Origin of the sequence: Bacillus sp. FJAT-26390, assembly GCF_001682865.1 — a bacterium.
GTDB lineage: Bacteria > Bacillota > Bacilli > Paenibacillales > Paenibacillaceae > Pristimantibacillus.
In genome coordinates this window covers 33,862-53,835 of sequence record NZ_MAQX01000002.1, presented here as the reverse complement: position 1 = coordinate 53,835, position 19,974 = coordinate 33,862, and the positions used below count along the sequence as shown (strand labels likewise).

The window sequence follows — 19,974 nt, the reverse complement described above, 5'->3', positions numbered from 1 at the left end:
CCGATATTGTAGATGCTAAGTTGAAAAGCATTATCAGGGTTGTATATCGAGAAATTTTTAGGAGGCATACATTAACATGAGCAAAACAGTTCAGTTTGACTACAGCAAAGCGCTGACTTTTGTCGGCAAGCATGAAATTGATTACTTGGCAGAATCCGTTCGCCTTGCGCATGAGCAATTACATAACGGAACGGGAGCAGGCTCGGACTATTTGGGCTGGATCGACCTTCCGACTAATTATGATAAAGAAGAGTTCGCTCGCATTCAGAAGGCTGCTGAGAAGATCAAATCGGACTCAGAAGTGCTGATCGTAATCGGCATCGGCGGTTCCTATTTGGGAGCACGCGCGGCAATCGAAGCGCTGTCGCACTCTTTCTATAATATTTTGCCAAAAGAGCAGCGCAAAACGCCGCAAGTTTTGTTCGCTGGCAACAACATCAGCTCGACTTACGTTACTCACCTTCTGCAATTGGTTGAAGGCCGCGACTGGTCGATCAACGTTATCTCGAAATCCGGCACGACGACTGAGCCTGCCATCGCATTCCGCGTATTCCGCGCAGCGCTTGAGAAGAAATACGGCAAAGAAGAAGCCCGCAAACGCATTTACGCGACAACGGACAGCGAGAAGGGCGCGCTTAAAAAGCTTTCTTCGGAAGAAGGCTACGAGTCGTTCATCATTCCTGACGATGTTGGCGGACGCTACTCCGTGCTTACAGCGGTAGGCTTGCTTCCAATCGCTGCTGCCGGAATCAACATCGAATCGATCATGCAGGGCGCAGCGGATGCATCCAAAGAATACAGCAACCCTAACCTTGCTGAGAACGAGGCTTACCAATATGCGGCAGCACGCAACGCGCTATACCGCAAAGGCAAAGCGACTGAAATTCTCGTGAACTACGAGCCGTCGCTGCACTTCGTATCCGAGTGGTGGAAACAGCTCTTCGGCGAAAGCGAAGGCAAAGACTATAAAGGTATTTTCCCGGCAGCCGTTGACTTCTCGACTGACCTTCACTCGATGGGGCAATTTATCCAAGAGGGCAACCGGAACATTTTCGAAACGGTTATTCAAGTGAATGAAGTATCTGAGCATATTACAATCGAGCATGATGCAGCGGATCTTGACGGCTTGAACTTCTTGACTGGCAAGACGATGGATTTCGTTAACAAAAAAGCGTTCGAAGGCACGCTTCTTGCGCATACGGATGGACAAGTTCCAAACCTAATCGTTAACATTGCGGACATGACGCCTTACACGTTTGGTTACCTTGTGTATTTCTTTGAAAAAGCATGCGGAATCAGCGGTTACCTGCTTGGCGTTAATCCATTCGACCAACCGGGCGTTGAAGCTTACAAAAAGAACATGTTCGCATTGCTCGGCAAACCGGGCTTCGAGAAGGAAAAAGCCGAGCTGGAAGCAAGGCTGTAATCAACCGGCTTGATCGGTATACGGGAGTTTTAGCCTATGCTCGAGAAGTATAAGACGGTCAGGCAGCAGGCCAGCGCTGAGATCGTCATCAAGAAGTCCCGTTTCATCGGTTATGCGAAGCCTGTGGAGACGGAAGAGGAAGCCGTTGCTTTCATTAATGAGATCAAGCAGCTGCACAAGCAGGCGACGCATAACTGCTCGGCTTATATGGTGGGGGAGCGGGATCAGTTCCAAAAGGCTTCCGACGATGGCGAGCCAAGCGGTACGGCGGGCAAGCCGATTCTTGAAGTCATCAAGCATAAGGGTCTGAAAAATGTCGCCGTCGTCGTGACGCGCTACTTTGGCGGCATTATGCTTGGCGCAGGCGGGCTCGTCAGAGCCTACACGGACGGTGCTGTTGCCGGCATCGAAGCGGCAGAAGAGATCGTAAATGTGCTTCACCGCGAAGTGTTCGTTGACGTGGACTATACGTGGTACGGCAAGCTGGAGAATGAGCTGCACGGCAAGGGAACGCGGGTAGGCGGAACGGATTTTACGGACCGCGTTATCGTACGCTGCCTGCCGGAAGTGCCTGAGGCAGAGGCGTTTATCGCTTGGATAACCGATCTGACGCAAGGGCAAGCGGCCATAACTGAAGGCGAAAATGTTTATTATATTGAAGGCGAATAGGATGAAGAGGAGTATCGGCATATGCTGATCTCCTCTTTTTTTTGTTCTTGGGAATGCTTGTCTTTGAATCAGCCATAAGAAAAGGCTATAAAAGCGATTAGATTTCTAAATTTATTATTGACTTAATCCCAGTTTGGATGCTACATTATCAATACCTAGTAAATTAATAGGAATTATGTTTTTACTTGTTATGCTACACCTACGGCACGAGCCGATGGTCTGGAGGTAAAGTCACAGTGAATGCTATGTTTCGTGGGAAAGGGTGGAGCTTCGGCTTTCGAAGCGCCATATTGCTTTATTTTGTCATCCTAATCGTTCTACCAATCGTCGGCATTTACACGCAATCGTTTTCGCTTGGATGGACCCCTTTCTGGGAAAGCATTTCTGATCCATTAGCTTGGAAAGCTGTGCTGCTTACGGTAAAATTGGCGGTCGTCGCAACGGTTCTTAACATGTTTCTTGGTACGATGATCGGCTGGGTGCTTATTCGTTATCGCTTTCCCGGACGGCGCTTGCTCAACAGTCTCGTTGACTTGCCATTCGCACTGCCTACGGCGGTCGGCGGCCTTATGATTTTGCTGCTGCTTGGACCTAATAGTCTAGTAGGAGGCTTGGCTGAGAAGATCGGGATCGAGATCGTATTCCATGAGCCAGCGATTATTGTAGCGATGCTGTTCGTTACGTTTCCTTTCGTCATTCGGGCTATTCAGCCGCTGCTGGAGGAAATGGACAAATCAGAGGAGGAAGCGGCTTATACGCTGGGTGCTACGCGCACAAAGACGTTTTTTAGCGTTATTTTGCCAACGATGCTTCCAGGAATATTAAGCGGTGCCATGCTGGCCTTCTCGCGCGGAATTGCCGAGTTTGGCGCAGTCGTGCTCGTAGCCGGCAATATCCCGGGCAAAACGTTGATCGCATCGGTTTATATTTTCGGAGAAATTGAAAGCAGTAATCCGCAGGGAGCGGCCGCCGTATCGGTGCTGCTGCTCACGCTATCGTTCCTCATCCTTTGGACGGTTAACCTCATTCAAGGCAGGAGGAGCGGACAATGATGAGAAGATTATGGATTACGCTAACTTATATCGTTTTTGGTTTATTGCTTATCGCGCCGTTGGTCAAGATTTTTACAGGCTCATGGGCTGATGGCTGGAGCGGCTTCGTAGAGGGGATTACGAGACCTCAGTCGCTGCATGCGCTAATGATGACAGGAATTATTGTCGTAGTTGTAACCGCTTTGAATACGGTGTTTGGCATTATGCTCGCGATGTATCTCGTGCGCGCCGAATGGATCGGACGGCGGGTGAAGCGGCTGCTCAATAGCTTGGTCGACTTGCCATTCGCGGTGTCGCCGGTAATAGGCGGTTTGATGATCGTCCTTATACTCGGCCCGAATACGATTATCGGCACCATGTTCGAGGACGCGGGCTTTAAAATCGTATACGCGCTGCCTGGGATGATTCTCGCGACCTTGTTCGTGACGTTTCCGCTCATGGTGCGCGAGGTGATGCCCGTGCTTCAGGAGATCGGAGCGCAGCAGGAGGAAGCGGCGTCTACGCTTGGCGCATACTCCTGGTACACGTTCTGGAAGGTAACGTGGCCTTCGATCCGTTGGGGCGTCATCTACGGCGTAGTGTTGACGGTAGCGCGGTCGCTTGGTGAATTCGGGGCGGTGCTCGTTGTATCAGGCAATATTATGAATAAGACGCAAACGGCGACAACGCTCGTATATCAGGATGTCGAAAATTTTAACGTAGTTGCCGCCAATGGCGTTGCACTGGTTCTAGCGGCATTTTCCGTCGGACTGCTGCTGCTCATGGAATGGGCGAAAAAACGAAAGGAAGTGCATTAAGCCATGCATATTGAAGTACGGAACTTAAACAAGAGCTTTGGCGATTTTCATGCAGTGAAGGATGTCAGCTTTGAAATCGAAAAAGGCCATTTGATCGGCTTGCTCGGACCGAGCGGCGGCGGTAAAACGTCCATACTTCGTATGCTGGCGGGACTTGAGTCTCCTTCCTCGGGCGATATCATTTTCCACGGAAAACGGGTCAACGACCTGCCGCCTCAAGAGCGCGGAATCGGCTTCGTGTTCCAAAACTACGCGTTGTTCAAGCATATGACCGTATATGACAACATCGCTTTTGGCCTCAAGGTGAAGAAGCAGTCGAAGGAGCAAATTCGCGAGCGCGTCATGTACTTGGTGGAGCTGACCGGCCTGAAAGGGTTCGAGCATCGTTATGCGCATCAGCTATCCGGCGGCCAACGCCAGCGCGTTGCCTTCGCAAGGGCACTGGCGCCAGAGCCGCAGCTGCTTCTGCTGGATGAGCCGTTTGCTGCGATCGACGCGAAGATTCGCACGGAGCTTCGGACATGGCTGAAGGAAATGATCGAGCGTGTCGGCATTACATCCATCTTCGTAACGCATGACCAAGAGGAAGCGATCGAAGTAGCCGATGAGATTATGATTATAAGCAAGGGCAAGCTAGAGCAAAAGGGCAGCCCGTGGGATATTTATAAAAATCCGGAAACGCCTTTTGTCGCGAGCTTTATCGGCGAATCCACGATTGTGGACAATATCGCGCAGCTCAAAGGTTTTGAGGATGCGGCAAGCCGTCCCGGCACCAAAGCACTTATTCGTCCGGAATATATCGAAATCGGCAAGCCCGGAGAAATCAAGCTGGCTTCCGCTACGCTCTCTGGCAAGGTGAAGCATTTGCATTTCCGCGGCAGCGAGTGGATGGTCGAGCTGCTCGTCGGAGATACGAAGCTTATCACATACCGTTCGCTGGAGAAGGAAGTGCTGCATCCTGGCGATCAAGTCAGCGTGCTTGTGCACCGTGCCTATTTGTTCAATGATAACGACAGCTGGATTGCGGAAAATAAATTGAAGGTTGATCCGATGCCTATTCATATTTAACCAATAAGCGATGTAGAAAGAGTTGTATGCGAACATGAAAATCAATCGAGCAACAAGTCAGCGCATGTTCGTGCTGCTCCTTGCTGCGGTTATGCTGCTCGTTGCAGCAGGCTGCGGCAAGGAAGAGCAGACGAGCGATCATGCGGCTGGGTCTACCGTACAAGACGGCGATGTAACACTTGTAATCGGTGCATATTCCGTAGTGAAGGACGCTTTCGCGGACATTTTGCCTGCATTCCAAGCCTATTGGCTGAAGGAGACCGGGCAGAAGGTAGCTTTTCAGGAATCCTATGAGGCTTCAGGCACGCAAGCACGCGCGATAGCCGGCGGCTTCGAGGCGGATGTCGCGATTCTCGCGATGGAAGGCGATCTGGACAAGATCGCTGATGCCGGCTTCATCACGCATGACTGGAAGGCTCAGAGCAATGGCGGAATGATTACGAACTCCATTGTCGTATTGGGAACAAGAGCCGGCAACCCGCTAGGAATCAAGGACTGGAATGATTTGACGAACGAGGGCGTTAAGGTGCTGTATCCGAATCCGAAAACCTCCGGCGGTGCGCAGTGGGACATCAACGCTATTTATGGCGCTGGACTGAAGCAATCCGAGGAGAAGAACGGCAAGAAGGATGCGGATTATGCGAAAAGCTTTCTAAAAGCGGTTCACGCTAACGTAGAATCGCTCGACAAGAGCGGACGCGCATCAATGGCGGCCTTCGAATACGGCGTTGGCGATGTGATCGTAACCTACGAGAACGAGCTGCTCGCTCGGATAAAGAAGGGCGTCGAATATGACATTGTCGTTCCGGAAAGCACGATTCTTATCGAGAATCCGGCAGCGGTAGTCGATAAGAATACAGATAAGCATGGCACCCGCAAGGTAGCCGAAGCTTTTATCGCCTATCTGCATAGCGAGGAAGCGCAGCGTCTATTCGTAGACAACGGCTTCCGCGCGGTCGATGAGAAGGTAGCCGCTGACACGAAGGATCGTTATACCGTGCCGGATGAGCTGTTTGATATTTCGTACTTGGGCGGCTGGTCTGAGGTCAGGAAAAACCTTTATTCGAAGAAGGGCGTCTGGTATCAGGTTTTGGCAGATATCTAATTGCACCGCATAGGCTATTGAAACGAAACGAAGCGAGATCCTCTGATCCACGCAGCTCGAAAATCGAGTGCGTTTGAATCAGAGGTTTTTTTATGCGTAGAATAAGAAATGTGAGGTTGATTTTCACCGGATCAATAGAAATAATGTATGTTGTTATTTAAATCTTGTATAATGGTTATGCTCCATGCTATTTTTTTTAATGTTAATTAACTTTCGAATGACGAAGGAGAGCTGCAAAACTTATGTCTAAACAAAACGATTTCATTTCGGGATGGTTAAACCACCGAAGCGTGCTGCTTGCATTGCTGGATACGGTTCGTGATGAGCATCTTCAGTACAAGCCTTGGGAAAAAGCGATGTCGTTGTCTGGCCTAGTTCTCCATATGAACGGTGCGATGGGGATGTTCGCGAATACGGTGAAAAACGGGGAATTTACGCCTCCTTCAGCACCAAAGCCATTTGAGACGATTGAAGAGCTGAGAGCCATTATACAAGCTGATACAGAGGCTACAAAAGCCGTGCTGGAGGGTCTCTCCGATGAGCAATTAGAAAGCGTTGTTGATTTTAAAGGCATGAAAATGGCTGGGATTGCTTTGCTTGAAAATGCCAAAGATCATGAGATTCACCATAAAGGCCAATTGTTCACTTATCTTCGTTTGCTCGGAATTGAAGAGCTGCCGTTTTTCGTAAGCCGCTCTTAGGCTGTAGATCAATTATAGAATTGGAATGAAGCGATGATGGAAAAAATAAATAAAATCAAGCTGGACGCGGCATTTCAAGCTTTTCTCGCGCAAGAGGTCTTCATGCATAGTGAAGCGACCTCCTTCGTTTTTGTCCGGAATTTTAAGGTTAACCTGACGGATGCGTTATCTGCTGGAGATGGTCCATACCGGGTCGCTCTCCACTTTGACGGCATTGGCTGGCTGCGAATGGAAGGGCTTACCCATTTTGAAGCGATGGAGGATGGGAAGCTTCTGCTTGCCGGTTTTGACGATAGAGGCAGGATGAACGTAGCTCTGCATTTAGGAAAGGAGCCGTTTCCGGAATGAGTAAAGAAGCTGTGAAGGCAAAGCGTAAGCTTCTAGCCGTGTTTGCACACCCGGATGATGAATCGTTTATTTGCGGCGGAACGCTGGCAAAGTATGCGAGCATGGACGTTGAAATTACGCTCGTAAGTGCGACGCGTGGCGAGATGGGGCGCCGGATGGGCAACCCGCCTTATGTGAACAGAGAAACTATGCCGGACATTCGGGAGCAAGAGCTTCGGAAGGCATGTGAAGCACTCGGCATTAAACGGCTGATCTTCTTTGATATTCGAGATAAAATGGTCGAATTTTTTGATTCGGAGCAGTTAATTGAAAAAATAGCCGTTCTCATGGAAGAGATACAGCCTGATGTCGTTCTTACTTTTCATGAAATATTTGGCGGGCACCCCGACCATTGCGCGATCGGGAAAGCAACGGACGAAGCTTTCCATCGGACGCGCCAGCAGGGCTCTCTCTATTTCATCAGCTTTGGCGATACGATGGAGAGCCCCGAGCGGTATGGCTATACGAAGAAAGAAGTCGTCAAAATCGATGTTCGCCATCATTTGGAAGCCAAGCTTGCTGCTTTCCGTGCGCATCGCTGTCAAACGGAAATGGACGAGTGGGTGTGGAAAACCGATCGTGAAGCTTTGGCTAGGCTTGGAGCCCATGAATATTTTTTAGCGGGCAGCCGATTTAATAAGCCGGTTGTGCATCATGATTTGTTTCAACCGCCACGCACGCTTTAAAACATCAGCGCTGTTCGTTCAAAGCAGCCGCTGCGAGTGTATTCAGCACCGTATTGTCCATCGGCGGGTTGTGAAGGCCCGCCCTTACATCGCGGTAATACCGCTCCAGCGGCAAGGTTTTGGATAAGCTCGCTCCCCCCACGATCCGCATCGCAATATCCACCACTTTGATCGCGTTATTCACGGCTACGTATTTGGCTAACCCAAGCTCAGGCCTCAAAGAGGGCCGGTTCTCGGTTTCTTGATCCCAGCGGCCGGCTGCCTCGTACAGCAGGCTGCGGGCAGTGCGGAGCTCAACCTCCATTTGCCCAATGGACTGCTGCACGATGGGTAGCTCAGCGATCGGACCTTGAAGATGGTTGGGACGGTAAGTCCGGGCAAAATTAACGGCAAAATCACGTGCGGCTAGTGCAATGCCTATGTAGCAAGCAGGAATATGGAGCATCCAGCCGCCGCCGTCATCTATTCCTTTGCCGGTGATCCGGGAGTCATCGGAGGCGAAGACGTTGTCCAATACGACATCATGGCTGCCGGTACCTCGCATGCCAATTGTATCCCAGGTTTCAATGATGCTTACCTGCTCGTTTTTGTATACTAGAAAATCAGTGGTCGTCTCTTCTTCAGGAAGATAAGCTGTTACAACAAAACGATCGAGAATCGGAGATAACGTACTGAACGTTTTGCGCCCTGTTATCAGCCAGCCTCCGTCTACGCGAGCGGCAGTGGTTTCGGGCTTGCCGCCGCGACTTGGACTTCCGGAGGTCGCTTCGCTGGCGAAAGTATTGATCATAGCGCCATCGGCAACGATCGCTTGGCACAGCTCGCCAAACAAGCGGTCCGGCCATTTGCGAGTCGTTCGAAGATGCAGCACTTGTCCGATATGCCAGCCGACAGCCAGTGCAGTCGAGCCGTCTCCGTAAGCCAATCGTTCCTGCAGCGTAACTAATTCGTGCAAAGATACCTCATCGCCACCAAATTCACTCGGCACCGTAACCTTTAAGTAACCGGCTTCATGGAGGTCAGCAAAGTTTTCATGCGGAAAGGACCCTTCCCGGTCGTGCGCAGCCGCTCTTTCGGCAAAACGCGCAGCAAGCGCCTCTACCTTATCGGCACGTTCTCTCTCCTGTTCGCTTCGTATATATTGATCGATTATCCGCCCCAATGATTATGCACTCCTTCGATAAAAACGTAATTCCCTTATCCGATTTTACCATAACCTTGAATGCGGAATCATTTAAAATGTCCGCTCAGCTGATCTTCATTCCGCCAAACATAGAGCTAGAATCTAGATTTCTTCCTAGAAAACCTACCTCATTTTCGGAAATTAGGCTTTTCGAAAAAAACAAAAATAGGACGGACAGTGAATCGCACACTGCTTCGTCCTATTTTTTGATAACAAGCTGATCCTTCACTCTCGATTTACGATTAAAACATCGGGAATACGTATCGTACCAAGAAGTACAATGCTCCAAAGAAAATGATGATGTAGGCGGCATATTTGATGAACGTAGAAGCAACCAAGCTTGAGTCTGATTTTTTCTCTACATGGCGTTCTTCGATTTCTAAGTTTCGTTGTCCGGTTGACATTTGAACCACTCCTTAGTGTGATTTGGTTAATCTCCAATACCCTGAAAAATGAATGATGAAACACCATGATCTATGCATGGGAGCAAGTTTCGAGCTCTTTCGATTATTGCTCGGGAAATAGTCGAACTTATGTCAGGCCGTTATCTTTGCATGATTAACCCTTACGGGGATAGGGTAAAAGATAGTCAGATGATCGAGCAAATGAGGTGGAATTACAACTAGCGAGGAGGAGATGGGATTATGGTGAAATTAGCAATCGTCTATTACAGTGCAACAGGTACAAATTATAAAATGGCAAAGGCTGCCGAGGAGGCTGCCACAAATCAGGACGTGGAGGTTCGGCTGCTGCGGGTTGCAGAGCTGGCTCCGGAAAAAGTGATTGCTTCCAATACGGCATGGAATGATCATGTTGAAGCAACAAAGGATGTTAAAGTTGCGACAACAGATGATTTGGAATGGGCGGATGCCATCTTATTCGGTGCTCCGACAAGGTATGGCAATGCAGCATCGCCACTTCGGCAGTTCATAGATACAACGGGAAAATCGTGGGCAGAAGGGAAGCTGGCGAATAAGGCTGTATCTGCCTTCACTTCTGCTCAAAATGCTCATGGAGGCCAGGAAGCGACGATTCTCTCCCTGTATACGACCTTTTACCATTGGGGAGCGATCGTAGTCGCGCCAGGATACACCGATCCCATTTTGTTCAAGGCTGGCGGCAATCCTTACGGCGCAAGCGCAACCGTTGGTGAGAATGGAGATTTTGACCCCATTGTACTAGATGCGGTTAAGGTTCAAACCAAACGATTGTTAGATATTGCGGCACGTTTGACGAAGTAGAAACTTAGAGTCATTGAGAGAGCTCCGCAGCAATGCGGGGCTTTTTTTATATGTAAAAGGCGGAGTTGGACCGTTGATGTTATTCATGCTGTATAATACTGGTAGAGATAATTGCTTAGCGGAAACAGTGGAATATATTACTTTTATGATAGGTGCATGAGTAAGAGGGGAGGAGCGCTCAAATGAAAATGTACGCTAATAAAAGAATTCAAACAGCATTTACTCTTCTATATCCAGTAATCATCTTTTGGTTATTAAGCATAGGGCATGCATTGAATTCATGGCTCATTCCGGCTATTGTTACCCTCTTATTTTGTTTCCTTTGGGGTAATTTGCGCTACTTATTCTTCTCAAACATGTTAATGTGGTTCATAGCGGTACCGGTATGGTGGATTATCGAGAGTGGGAAGGAAGGACAGGGAGCTGCTATCTTTGCGGCGTCCTTGCCTTTTATTGTTTTGGTATTTGTGGTCATTGTTTTATTGCCGGAAATATTAATTGTCGTGATTAGAAATGAAATTGTAAAAAAATTTCGGTAACGGTTCAGTAGAGCTGCTGTGCACGATTAACGGCAGGCTTTACGCCATTAAGAAAGGACGGATACATAGCGATGAGTGTAGAGCAAATGGTTACGGAGAGGCTGCTTTTAGTGCCTTTTACATATGTGGTTGCTTCATCCCTATTGGAAGGCCGTTATGATGTCGTGCTTCATAAAGGCTTCTTTTTAGGAGAAGGATGGCATAATCGTACGATTATCGGCGACACGGGGTTTAAAGGCAGGCCAAACGCTGACGGGGAAGTAGATATAGGTTATGCGATCATGGAGAAGGAGCGCAAACAGGGCTACGGCGTTGAAGCGGCAAAAGGGCTGGCGAAATGGGCTTTGTCTGAGCCGGATGTGAGCCGGATGTAAAAGCCATTACAGCCAAGTGCTTGTTAAACAATATAGATTCTGCAAAGGTTTTAGTGAAAATGGGCTTCAAAGAGATAGGGAGAGACGATGAGCATATAAGCTGGTCCATAGTAAAATGATTCATTCATATACCATAACCCAATATTTTTCTTCGGGACTGCCTTCTTCAACGGCTTTTTTCCAACCATGTTTCTCATAAAATTGCATCGCGATTTGATTTTGAGAAACACATTTTAGCGTCATTGGTTTATTCATTTTTGCAATGGCGGCTTGAAGCAGCTTACTGCCAGCGCCCTTACGTGCAAACTGGGGATGAACGAATAAATGGTGAATAAAATTTTCAGGCAAGTACAAAGAAGCAAAGCCGAGCATGTGACCATCTTCTTCTGCTAAAATAATATACTCTTCAATAGTCTGCCTATCAAAGTCTTCTAAAGCCATTTCTTTATTATTCGCCCATACAAAGCTCTTGCGGCGTGATTCAAGAAAGATGTGCCTTAATGCAGGATAGTCGGTTTCAGTTGCTGCTCTAATTTTCAAATTTCTACACTCTCTTTCTCAAGCTGAAGCTTATCATCTTCTATTTTAATTGACATGGATTAAGAATGCCAATGCAATAATTTGCTTACTAAAGTTGAGAAACCATAAAAAAATGAGTAAACTATAGGTAATGAAGGGGGAGAGTTGAAATGACCGATTTGGCAACTAAGATGGAGATAGGAATCAGTACGTTTTTGGAGACTACGCCGGACCCGGTAACGGGCGAGGTCATCAGCCATGCTGAACGGCTGCGGCATGCGGTGGAAGAGATCGTACTTGCCGATCAGGCAGGTTTGGATGTTTATGGCATTGGGGAGCATCATCGAGCGGATTATGCAGGCACCTCGCCTGCTGTTGTGCTGGCAGCTGCGGCTGCCATGACGAAGCGGATTCGGCTTACGAGCGCCGTCACCGTGCTGTCTTCAGATGATCCGGTTCGCGTATATCAGGCTTTCTCTACGCTTGACGGCATCTCTAACGGACGAGCTGAAATTATGGCGGGCAGAGGTTCGTTTATTGAATCCTTTCCGCTCTTCGGATATAGCCTAGATGATTATGAAGAGTTATTTGACGAAAAGCTGGAGCTGCTCCTTGCGATTAGAGCATCGGAGAAAGTAACTTGGCGCGGCGGACACCGTCCGGCAATCGATAACCTTGCGGTTTATCCAAGGTCCGTTCAAAGCCCGCTGCCGGTCTGGATCGCAAGCGGCGGGAATGCGCAGTCCGCAGTACGGGCAGGTATGCTGGGACTTCCTATCGCGTTCGCGATTATTGGCGGAATGCCTGAGAGCTTCGCTCCGTTAGTTGATCTCTATAAGGAAGCTGCAATACGTGCCGGACATGATCCTAGCAAGCTGGAAATCGCGACGCATTCGCACGGATTTGTTGGCGAAACAACGGAACGGGCTGCCGATCTATTTTTCCCGCCAACGCAGGCCCAGATGAATGTCATCGGGCGCGAGCGCGGCTGGAGACAGCATTATGACCGTGCTGCTTTTGATTCCGCTCGCAGCCTTCGGGGCGCTCTATATGTCGGAGATCCTGAATATGTCGCGGAAAAAATTTTATTGCTGCGCAAAAACTTAGGCATAACGCGGTTCTTCCTGCATGTGAATGTCGGCACGATGCCGCATCGTGAGGTGCTCCGCGCAATTGAGCTGCTCGGTACCAAGGTAGCGCCAATCGTACGTAAGGAGCTTGCCCGAAATTCTCAATAGTTGAATAAGAAAAGTGCAGCCGCATGTGAACAGCACCCCGTCAAGTAGACAGTACAAATAATAAAAACAGTTAAGCGGCCTTACTCCTGAATTCCATAGGACTGAGGCCGTTTAATTTTGCTTGTAATCGTTCGTTATTGTAAAAATAGATGTAGGCTTCGATGTCTCTCTTAAGGTCCGCAAAGGTTTCGTACGTGTGTAAATAATACTTCTCACATTTTAGAGTTCCCCAGAAAGATTCCATTGGTCCGTTATCGATGCAACGACCAACTCGGGACATGCTCTGAGACAACTCGTTTTGGTCCAATAACTTCTTGAAGTCCAGTGAGGTGTATTGAAATCCACGATCGCTGTGAAGCATGGGTTTGCTTCCTGGAGCTGCTTGTAGGGCTTGCTTTAAAGTCTGGAATACTAGCGGATTGTTATTTGAATGCCCCAATACATAGGAGACGACGGCTTTATCATGGAGATCTAGAATAGCGCTCAAATACGCTTTCTGACCATGTCCATATTTGAATTCGGTCACATCCGTCACCCACTTCTCATTTGGTTCAGTGGCTTGAAATTCACGGTTTAACAGGTTTTCAGCCACTTGCTGTGGAGTGGAGCGTACATATTTCGTTTTCTTCCTGCGGATGACGGACTGCATACCTTTTAGTTTCATTAGCCGGTATATACGCTTATGGTTGAGCTTTTTCCCAGTTTGTTTACGCACATGTAAGGTTAATTGACGGTATCCAAAGGTACGTTCTACTTTCTCATAGATGTTTATCATCAACGATATCAACTGTTCATTCTCTAATTCACGAGAACTAGGTGTGCGATTTAACCACTTGTAATAGCTTGAGCGTGCAATTCCAGCAACTTCACAGAGAAGCTGAATACACATTGATGCCTCCTGTTGAAGCGCTTGAATAGCAAGGTAGGTTGTCTCCTGTCTTACTTGACTTAGCGTCGCCTTCTTTCGAGTTCCTCTAACTTTTTTAAGAATGCATTTTCCGCCCGAAGGCGCTCCATTTCGTACTCCATCTGCTTCATCTTAAGTTTCTGTTGTTCGGCTTCCGTTAGCTCTTCCGGGGCTTTCTTTCTTCCACGGCCATCTTTTAATGCATCCTGACCGCGATCCTCGAACTTCTTCACCCATTGGTATACTTGCTGGTAGGAGACCTGAAATTGTCCCGCTGTCTTTTGGTAGTCATGCTGATTAGTCATACAATATTGGACAATTTCTATCCGTTCCTGCCACGTCGTAGAGCGACCCTTTGTCATAGCTTTTGTTTCCCCTTTATAGGCTTTTAAGCTGCTATGACTATTATACTTCTTAATCCAGTTGGAGAGCTGGGTTGTACTTGCAATCTTATATTTATCGATGATCTGGTACTTAGACCATACACCCTCAAGGTAATCTTTCACCGCTTGGAGCTTAAGTTCTGCACTATAACTTCGATTATGTGTACGGTGCTCCAGTCCTTCATAGCCATACAGCTTGTAGCGACGCTGCCATTTCATCAACGTTGTTTTGTTGATCTCATACTTCTTAGTCGCAGCTAAAAAACCAATTTCCCCATTTGACACTTCTTCGAGAATCGTAAGTTTCTCTAGTGCATTATATTTTCCTTTAGCCATGAAAAAGCTCCCCTTACAGTAATCAGGTTTTATTATTTCACCTGTCTACTGTAGGGGGAGCATATCAATGCGGGCTGCGCTTTTTTTTTTGGTTACTTTCGATGATAATATAGAAAGATGAATATTATTTTGAAACAAGCGGTTAGATATTAGACTTCAATGGCATCTCACATAGATGAAAGTAAAAACACCAACATTGATAGGGAGCGATGTAGCAATCATGATCATTGAAACAAAAATCATTGAAAAACCTGCCTTTACCGTCGTTGGCGTTACGGAAACGATCCATTTTGATTCGTCTTTGCCTGCATCGGAGAATAAGATTGCCAAGCTGTGGGGCGAATTCGGCAAGCGCATTCCAGAAGTTCAAGGCCAGCTCGGCTGGCGCAGCTTTGGGCTTATGCTGCAAAATCCGGACAACCCGCCCGGAGCGCCTTTTGATTACACAGCGGCTGTGCAAATCCATCAAGACGGCGAGGTCCCGGAAGGCATGCTGCGTATCGAAGTACCCGCTGCACGTTATATCGTGCTGACTCTTCGTGGTCCGCTTGACGGCATAAGCGATGGCTTCAAACATTTCTGGGGAGAATGGCTGCCAAGCAGCTCCTTTGAATACGACGGAGGCACCCATACCGGCAAATATGAATTTGAGTTTTATGACCAGCGTTACACGGAGCCAAATGATCCGAATTCCGAGATTGATTTGTATTTCCCCATTCGCGCAAAAGCTTAAAACGATCTGTTGAGTTGAAGGGAGCCTCCTATCATGCAAGAGACGATTACGATTGAAGTCGTTCATATTGCGCCATTTAAGGCGCTGGCGGTGCGGACATGCATGACGCCAGACAAAAGCGGAACGCGTGTGGCGTGGAGCAAGCTGACGGAGCAGCTTCCGCTTGATGACGCAAGGCTGCTTGCGGGGCCGCATGTCTATGTGTTCATTCCGCAGGAGCAGTGGGGCAAGGAAGTGGATACGCTATGGGTCGGGCTAGCGGTTAGCGAGTTTGGCGATGTGCCAGATGGGTTGGAGACGCTTGAGTCAAGCGGTGGCCTATGCGCGAGCGCACGCGTATATGGAGATGAAAATCATATGTGGAGCGTATATGAAGCGATGTTCGGATGGCTGGAGCAGTCTCAGGATTACGAGCTGGATGCCAGCGCTCTCGGTATGGAGACCGTTCCGCTGGAGCCAATCAACGCGCTGACGATCCCATATGGAGACATCGAGACATTCAATTTCACGATGCTATATCCAGTACGCAAGAAAGCGGGAGGCTGACGCCAGCAGCTTGCAGCGATAAGTCATTCATTTTCATGCTCAGTACAAGGCTGTCGGTTCTACTGACAGCCTTGCTTGCGTTGGTATAGGTCTGGCTGAAGCATCCATTTTCCGAAAGTGGAGGTTCTATTTATTGGTGTCCTGAATATAGTAGTTAACGAAGCCCTATTTTTGCATGTCTGCCATAATGATTGCAAAACAATAGAATAGGGCAGCAGGAGGCAGATGAGTTGAACGAGGCATGGACGCAAATGCAGATGAACGAAGAGAAAAGCTATAGCAGCAGGGACGTATTGTATGAGATTGAGCAAACGATCGAGGAACTGGAAATTTATTTGGAGACGAATCCGGATGATGAGATCGCGCAGGTGCAGTATCAGCAGTTTTTAAACAAACGGGAGGATTTTACGCTTTTTTTGTCGGAAGCCGAAGAGGGACTTTATCATTCCGAAATGCAGGCATAACCATATAGCGTGGATGTTTACGATTCACCAAATAGGTCTAAAAGATGCTGGGGAGCAGGCGACTGTTTCCTGGCATTTTTTTGCGCATCTAAGCAGTTAATGAGTCCAACGTACTAAAAACGGAGTCCACTTACGAATGTTGTAGGCAGCAAGAAGCAAGAGCATGGGGGAGAATGAATGAAGAACAAGCAGGCTTTCCGTATCAAAAAGATAAAGATTAAACAAGTGCTGCTCATCATGGCAGCTTTGCTCGTTATCGCCATTGTTGGGAGCTGGGCGGCTTTTCGGTATTTTGTCAGCGTGCAGGATATTGGACAGCTTGAGGTGCCGCTGCCGGCGGCTACGATTTTGTATGATCAGAATGGAGCGGAGGCTACCCGGATTTCCTTCAATAAAATAGACGAAATCGGGTACTCGGATATTCCCAAATCGATGGTGGATGCCGTTGTTGCCGTAGAAGACAGGCGATATTTTGAACACGAGGGCATGGACCTGCGGGCGATCGGGCGTGCTTTTTGGACGAATATGGCGTCAGGCGGTACGGTGCAAGGCGGCAGTACGATTACGCAGCAGCTCGCCAAAAACGTCTTTTTGTCGCAAGAGCGGACCTGGTCACGGAAGTGGAACGAGGTGCTTCTCGCCAAGAAAATCGAGGAGAATTACAGCAAAGAGGAAATTATAGCGATGTACCTGAACCAGATTTATTATGGGGAAGGCGCTTGGGGAATCGATCGGGCGGCGAATACGTATTTCGGCAAGGAGCCGGGACAGCTTACAGTAGCGGAGGCTGCTCTGCTTGCCGGTCTTATAAAGGCGCCCTCCGCCCTAACGCCGTATAAGCATAAGGATAAGGCGCTTGAGCGAAGGAATGTCGTTCTTCAGCTCATGAAGGAGCAAGGGTTGATTAGCGAGGATAGTTACAGCAAATCGGTTCAAGAGCCTATCCAATTATTAAGCTCGAAGCCTAACCGCGTAGATGACATCAGCTATCCTTATTACGTCGATCAGATCATTCGCGAGGCGATGGCGAAATATGGATTGTCGGAAAATGAAGTACTGCAAGGCGGGCTGCGAATCTATACGGAATTGGATACAAAAATGCAGCAGTCGGCGGAGAAGGTATATGCGAATGAGTCGCTGTTTCCAGCCAGTGCGGCAGACCAGCTGATTCAAAGCGGCACGGTTCTCGTTGATCCGCGCAATGGCGGCATTCGGGCGCTGGTAGGCGGAAGAGGGGAGCAGCCGTTTCGCGGCTTCAACCGGGCTACGCAGCTAAAGCGCCAGCCGGGCTCAACGATCAAGCCAGTAGCGGTTTACACGCCTGCGCTAGAGCTTGGCTATAAGCCAAGCGACGAGCTGGTCGATGAGCCGATTAACATTAACGGCTACGAGCCTAAGAACGCAGACGGCTCCTTCCATGGGAAAGTATCGCTTTATGAAGCGTTGATCCATTCGTATAATATACCGGCTGTGAAGCTGCTGAACGAGATCGGAATTGCCAAGGGCACCGATGCCGCAGCGCGCTTCGGCATTCCATTAACGGAGCAGGACCGTACGCTGGGGCTTGCGCTTGGCGGCCTGCATGACGGTGTATCGCCGCTGCAAATGGCCGAAGCCTTCGGCGTATTCGCAAATGACGGCATTCGCCAGCATGCGCATGCCATTACGCGCATCGAATCGGCAGGCGGCGAAGTGCTGGCTTCATTCGAGCAAAGCACGGGCAGCGAGAAGGTAACGGACTCTGCCGTTGCACGAACGATGACAGCAATGCTGGAAGGCGTTATTAAGGAAGGGACGGGAGTTGCAGCGGAGCTCCAAAACCGACCGCTTGCGGGCAAGTCAGGCACGACTCAAATGCTCGGTACGACGGGTTATGGGGCCAAGGATAACTGGTTTGTCGGATACACGCCCCAGCTAGTAGGCGCGGTATGGTTGGGCTACGATCAGAGCGATAGCAGCCATTATTTATCGACAAGCTCGAAGGCTGCGGCCGTTGTATTCCAAGCGGTTTTCGCAGCGGCATTAAAGGATGAACCGGTCATTCCGTTCCCTAAGGCTCCCGATATTCTGCCTAAAAAGAAGGATAAGGACAAAGACAAGGAAGATAAATCGAAATCGGAATGGAATAAAGATGGTGATCGAAAAACAGAAAAGGAAGACAAGAAGGAACGGAAAAAACGGGAAAAGGAGCGGAAGGAAAGGGAAAAGGATCGAAAGAAGGATAAAGACAAAGATAGAGAGAATAGGCGTGACAACAGGGACAACAATAGAAATGGCAACGATTAAAAACCGATCCTGTTTTTAAAAAAGGGGAACAAGGGGGTTAAGCTTCAAATGGCTAAGATGAGCCATTCGGAGCTTAACCTCTCTTGTTATAACCCTCCGCGCAGCACTATTTCCCTTTGGCTACAACAAACCCGATTAGAACGATGGCAAGGCCTGCCCACGTGCGCCAGCTTGGCGATTCCCGCAGGAAGATAAACCCCATAAGCAGCGAAATGAACATTTCGAGCCCCTTCGAAGCAAGCAGCACATACCCCAAGCTTCCAACTGCTTTATACCCGAGTTTGATTCCATAGCCAATGCAAAGATTCGCCGTAAGGAACAAAGGCAAGGCAAGCAGCTGAAATTTTAGCGTAGACCAGAAATGCGGGTCGATGTGCTTGCTTTGATAAGAGAACACAGCATTTACAAGGAACAGGCCAGTTAAAAGCAGTGAAGAGCTGTAAATATAGTACAAGGCGACCTCCCGCTTATTTTGTCCTCTACAAATAATGTTTCCATCAGCCAACACTTTTATGAAAAAAAACAGCTGGCTCGGAAGCGCCGATCGCCGCTTTATTGACGGGAGGCATCTCCATTTTCTATGATAGGCTATAATGATTGAGGGAAAGTGAAGGGAGCATTTGGAGACAAGCCTATGGAGAAAATCAAAATTTTAATTATAGAAGACGAAGTGGCCATTGCTGATTTGCTCGCCTATGGACTGAGTAATGAGGGCTTTGAGACAGTTAAGGCGCATACGGGGGAAGACGGGCTTAGAGAAGTTGGGCGCTTCAAGCCGGATTTGCTACTGCTAGACTGGATGCTGCCTGATCAAAGCGGACTTGATATATGCAAGAAGGTAACGGCTACCCACAATATTCCGATTCTGATGCTTACTGCGAAATCCGATATTAAGGATAAAATTTTAGGGCTGGAATTTGGAGCGGACGATTATATTACGAAGCCCTTTGACCTTCGTGAGGTCATTGCCAGAATTCGGACGATTCTTCGGCGTCTTATGCAAGCCAGCCGGCAGGTGGATGAGACCTTGGAGGATGTCATTCGTTTCAAGGACATTGAAGTGGCAAAAAGCGAGAGGCAAGTCAAGAAAAACAAACAAATGGTCGAGCTGACGCCAAAGGAATTTGATCTCTTGATGACGCTGTACAGCTATAGGGGCAAAATATTCACCCGGGAGGAGCTGCTGGACTTCGTATGGGGCTATGATTATTTTGGCGATACAAGAACCATTGATACGCACATCCAGCGCTTGCGAAAGAAGCTGGATCTTAACGATATGATCACGACCGTGTTCGGCATTGGCTACAAATTCGAGAGACAGGCGGACCTCTAAA

The 19,974-nt window shown here is 48.5% G+C and carries 23 protein-coding genes; 18 read left to right on the top strand and 5 right to left on the bottom strand.

Going from position 1 to position 19,974, the window contains the following annotated elements; translation table 11 throughout:
- Positions 1–76: 76 nt before the first annotated feature.
- From A7975_RS08640 to A7975_RS08600, 9 genes are all read left to right on the top strand, one after another.
- Complete coding sequence (locus A7975_RS08640) at positions 77–1,426, top strand: glucose-6-phosphate isomerase (protein WP_065384914.1); 1,350 nt, start codon at positions 77–79, stop codon at positions 1,424–1,426.
- Between the two features lie 36 nt (positions 1,427–1,462).
- Positions 1,463–2,095 (top strand): YigZ family protein, encoded by a 633-nt coding sequence (locus A7975_RS08635; protein ID WP_053374454.1) that lies wholly within the window; start codon positions 1,463–1,465, stop codon positions 2,093–2,095.
- A 245-nt stretch (positions 2,096–2,340) separates the two neighbouring features.
- Positions 2,341–3,147 (top strand): sulfate ABC transporter permease subunit CysT, encoded by an 807-nt coding sequence (cysT, locus tag A7975_RS08630; protein ID WP_053377643.1) that lies wholly within the window; start codon positions 2,341–2,343, stop codon positions 3,145–3,147.
- Entirely contained in the window at positions 3,147–3,944 is a 798-nt protein-coding gene (locus tag A7975_RS08625) for a sulfate ABC transporter permease (protein WP_053377644.1), read from the top strand. The genes cysT and A7975_RS08625 overlap by 1 nt, the downstream gene beginning before the upstream one ends.
- A 3-nt stretch (positions 3,945–3,947) precedes the next feature.
- Positions 3,948–5,012, top strand: coding sequence for a sulfate/molybdate ABC transporter ATP-binding protein (locus A7975_RS08620; protein WP_053374455.1), 1,065 nt, complete (start codon positions 3,948–3,950; stop codon positions 5,010–5,012).
- Positions 5,013–5,046: 34 nt separating this feature from the next.
- Positions 5,047–6,117 carry a sulfate ABC transporter substrate-binding protein gene (locus A7975_RS08615; protein WP_065384913.1) on the top strand — a complete coding sequence of 357 codons (1,071 nt, stop codon included), beginning with the start codon at positions 5,047–5,049 and terminating at the stop codon, positions 6,115–6,117.
- Positions 6,118–6,359: 242 nt separating this feature from the next.
- Entirely contained in the window at positions 6,360–6,818 is a 459-nt protein-coding gene (locus tag A7975_RS08610; protein WP_065384912.1) for a DinB family protein, read from the top strand.
- A 33-nt stretch (positions 6,819–6,851) separates the two neighbouring features.
- Positions 6,852–7,166: a DUF1806 family protein gene (locus A7975_RS08605; RefSeq protein WP_255314223.1), complete on the top strand. Its 315-nt coding sequence runs from the start codon at positions 6,852–6,854 to the stop codon at positions 7,164–7,166.
- Positions 7,163–7,891, top strand: coding sequence for a PIG-L family deacetylase (locus A7975_RS08600; protein ID WP_053374459.1), 729 nt, complete (start codon positions 7,163–7,165; stop codon positions 7,889–7,891). Before A7975_RS08605 ends, A7975_RS08600 begins: the two co-directional genes overlap by 4 nt.
- Positions 7,892–7,895: 4 nt before the next feature.
- Here the strand turns inward: A7975_RS08600 and A7975_RS08595 are convergent, their stop codons facing one another.
- Positions 7,896–9,053 carry an acyl-CoA dehydrogenase family protein gene (locus A7975_RS08595; RefSeq protein ID WP_065384910.1) on the bottom strand — a complete coding sequence of 386 codons (1,158 nt, stop codon included), beginning with the start codon at positions 9,051–9,053 and terminating at the stop codon, positions 7,896–7,898.
- 263 nt (positions 9,054–9,316) lie between these two features.
- The gene (locus tag A7975_RS34055) at positions 9,317–9,478 is read right to left on the bottom strand and encodes a hypothetical protein (protein WP_176707698.1); all 162 of its coding nucleotides are present in this window, start codon (positions 9,476–9,478) and stop codon (positions 9,317–9,319) included.
- A 240-nt stretch (positions 9,479–9,718) separates the two neighbouring features.
- Between A7975_RS34055 and wrbA the strand changes: the two genes are divergently transcribed.
- The 3 genes from wrbA to A7975_RS08580 all read left to right on the top strand — a co-directional run bounded on the left by wrbA (position 9,719) and on the right by A7975_RS08580 (position 11,228).
- Positions 9,719–10,315 carry an NAD(P)H:quinone oxidoreductase gene (gene wrbA / locus A7975_RS08590; RefSeq protein ID WP_065384909.1) on the top strand — a complete coding sequence of 199 codons (597 nt, stop codon included), beginning with the start codon at positions 9,719–9,721 and terminating at the stop codon, positions 10,313–10,315.
- A gap of 182 nt (positions 10,316–10,497) precedes the next feature.
- A complete protein-coding gene (locus tag A7975_RS08585) occupies positions 10,498–10,854 on the top strand; it encodes a hypothetical protein (protein WP_065384908.1) in 357 nt (118 codons plus the stop codon).
- Between the two features lie 71 nt (positions 10,855–10,925).
- The gene (locus A7975_RS08580) at positions 10,926–11,228 is read left to right on the top strand and encodes a GNAT family N-acetyltransferase (RefSeq protein ID WP_255314222.1); all 303 of its coding nucleotides are present in this window, start codon (positions 10,926–10,928) and stop codon (positions 11,226–11,228) included.
- Positions 11,229–11,348: 120 nt separating this feature from the next.
- Here the strand turns inward: A7975_RS08580 and A7975_RS08575 are convergent, their stop codons facing one another.
- Positions 11,349–11,768, bottom strand: coding sequence for a GNAT family N-acetyltransferase (locus A7975_RS08575; RefSeq protein WP_065384907.1), 420 nt, complete (start codon positions 11,766–11,768; stop codon positions 11,349–11,351).
- Positions 11,769–11,917: 149 nt separating this feature from the next.
- Here A7975_RS08575 and A7975_RS08570 point away from each other — a divergent pair, with 149 nt between their 5' ends.
- Complete coding sequence (locus A7975_RS08570) at positions 11,918–12,985, top strand: LLM class flavin-dependent oxidoreductase (RefSeq protein ID WP_255314221.1); 1,068 nt, start codon at positions 11,918–11,920, stop codon at positions 12,983–12,985.
- A 70-nt stretch (positions 12,986–13,055) separates the two neighbouring features.
- Here A7975_RS08570 and A7975_RS32925 read toward each other — a convergent pair.
- A protein-coding gene (locus A7975_RS32925; RefSeq protein ID WP_141680177.1) for an IS3 family transposase occupies positions 13,056–14,611 on the bottom strand; the annotation gives its coding sequence in 2 pieces (ribosomal slippage) (positions 13,056–13,981 and positions 13,981–14,611; 1,557 coding nt in all).
- Between the two features lie 220 nt (positions 14,612–14,831).
- On the opposite strand from A7975_RS32925, the gene A7975_RS08555 reads away from it, so the two are divergent.
- From A7975_RS08555 to A7975_RS08540, 4 genes are all read left to right on the top strand, one after another.
- Complete coding sequence (locus A7975_RS08555; RefSeq protein ID WP_065384906.1) at positions 14,832–15,344, top strand: GyrI-like domain-containing protein; 513 nt, start codon at positions 14,832–14,834, stop codon at positions 15,342–15,344.
- 33 nt (positions 15,345–15,377) lie between these two features.
- On the top strand, positions 15,378–15,890 hold the full coding sequence (locus tag A7975_RS08550) for a GyrI-like domain-containing protein (protein ID WP_065384905.1): 513 nt from the start codon (positions 15,378–15,380) through the stop codon (positions 15,888–15,890).
- A 230-nt stretch (positions 15,891–16,120) separates the two neighbouring features.
- Positions 16,121–16,354, top strand: coding sequence for a hypothetical protein (locus tag A7975_RS08545; RefSeq protein WP_053374467.1), 234 nt, complete (start codon positions 16,121–16,123; stop codon positions 16,352–16,354).
- 177 nt (positions 16,355–16,531) lie between these two features.
- A complete protein-coding gene (locus A7975_RS08540; protein ID WP_065384904.1) occupies positions 16,532–18,640 on the top strand; it encodes a transglycosylase domain-containing protein in 2,109 nt (702 codons plus the stop codon).
- 106 nt (positions 18,641–18,746) lie between these two features.
- Here A7975_RS08540 and A7975_RS08535 read toward each other — a convergent pair whose 3' ends face one another.
- Positions 18,747–19,094, bottom strand: a complete 348-nt coding sequence (locus A7975_RS08535) for a hypothetical protein (protein WP_053374469.1) — start codon at positions 19,092–19,094, stop codon at positions 18,747–18,749.
- 180 nt (positions 19,095–19,274) lie between these two features.
- Here A7975_RS08535 and A7975_RS08530 point away from each other — a divergent pair, with 180 nt between their 5' ends.
- Positions 19,275–19,973, top strand: coding sequence for a response regulator transcription factor (locus A7975_RS08530; RefSeq protein ID WP_065384903.1), 699 nt, complete (start codon positions 19,275–19,277; stop codon positions 19,971–19,973).
- Position 19,974: the final 1 nt, after the last annotated feature.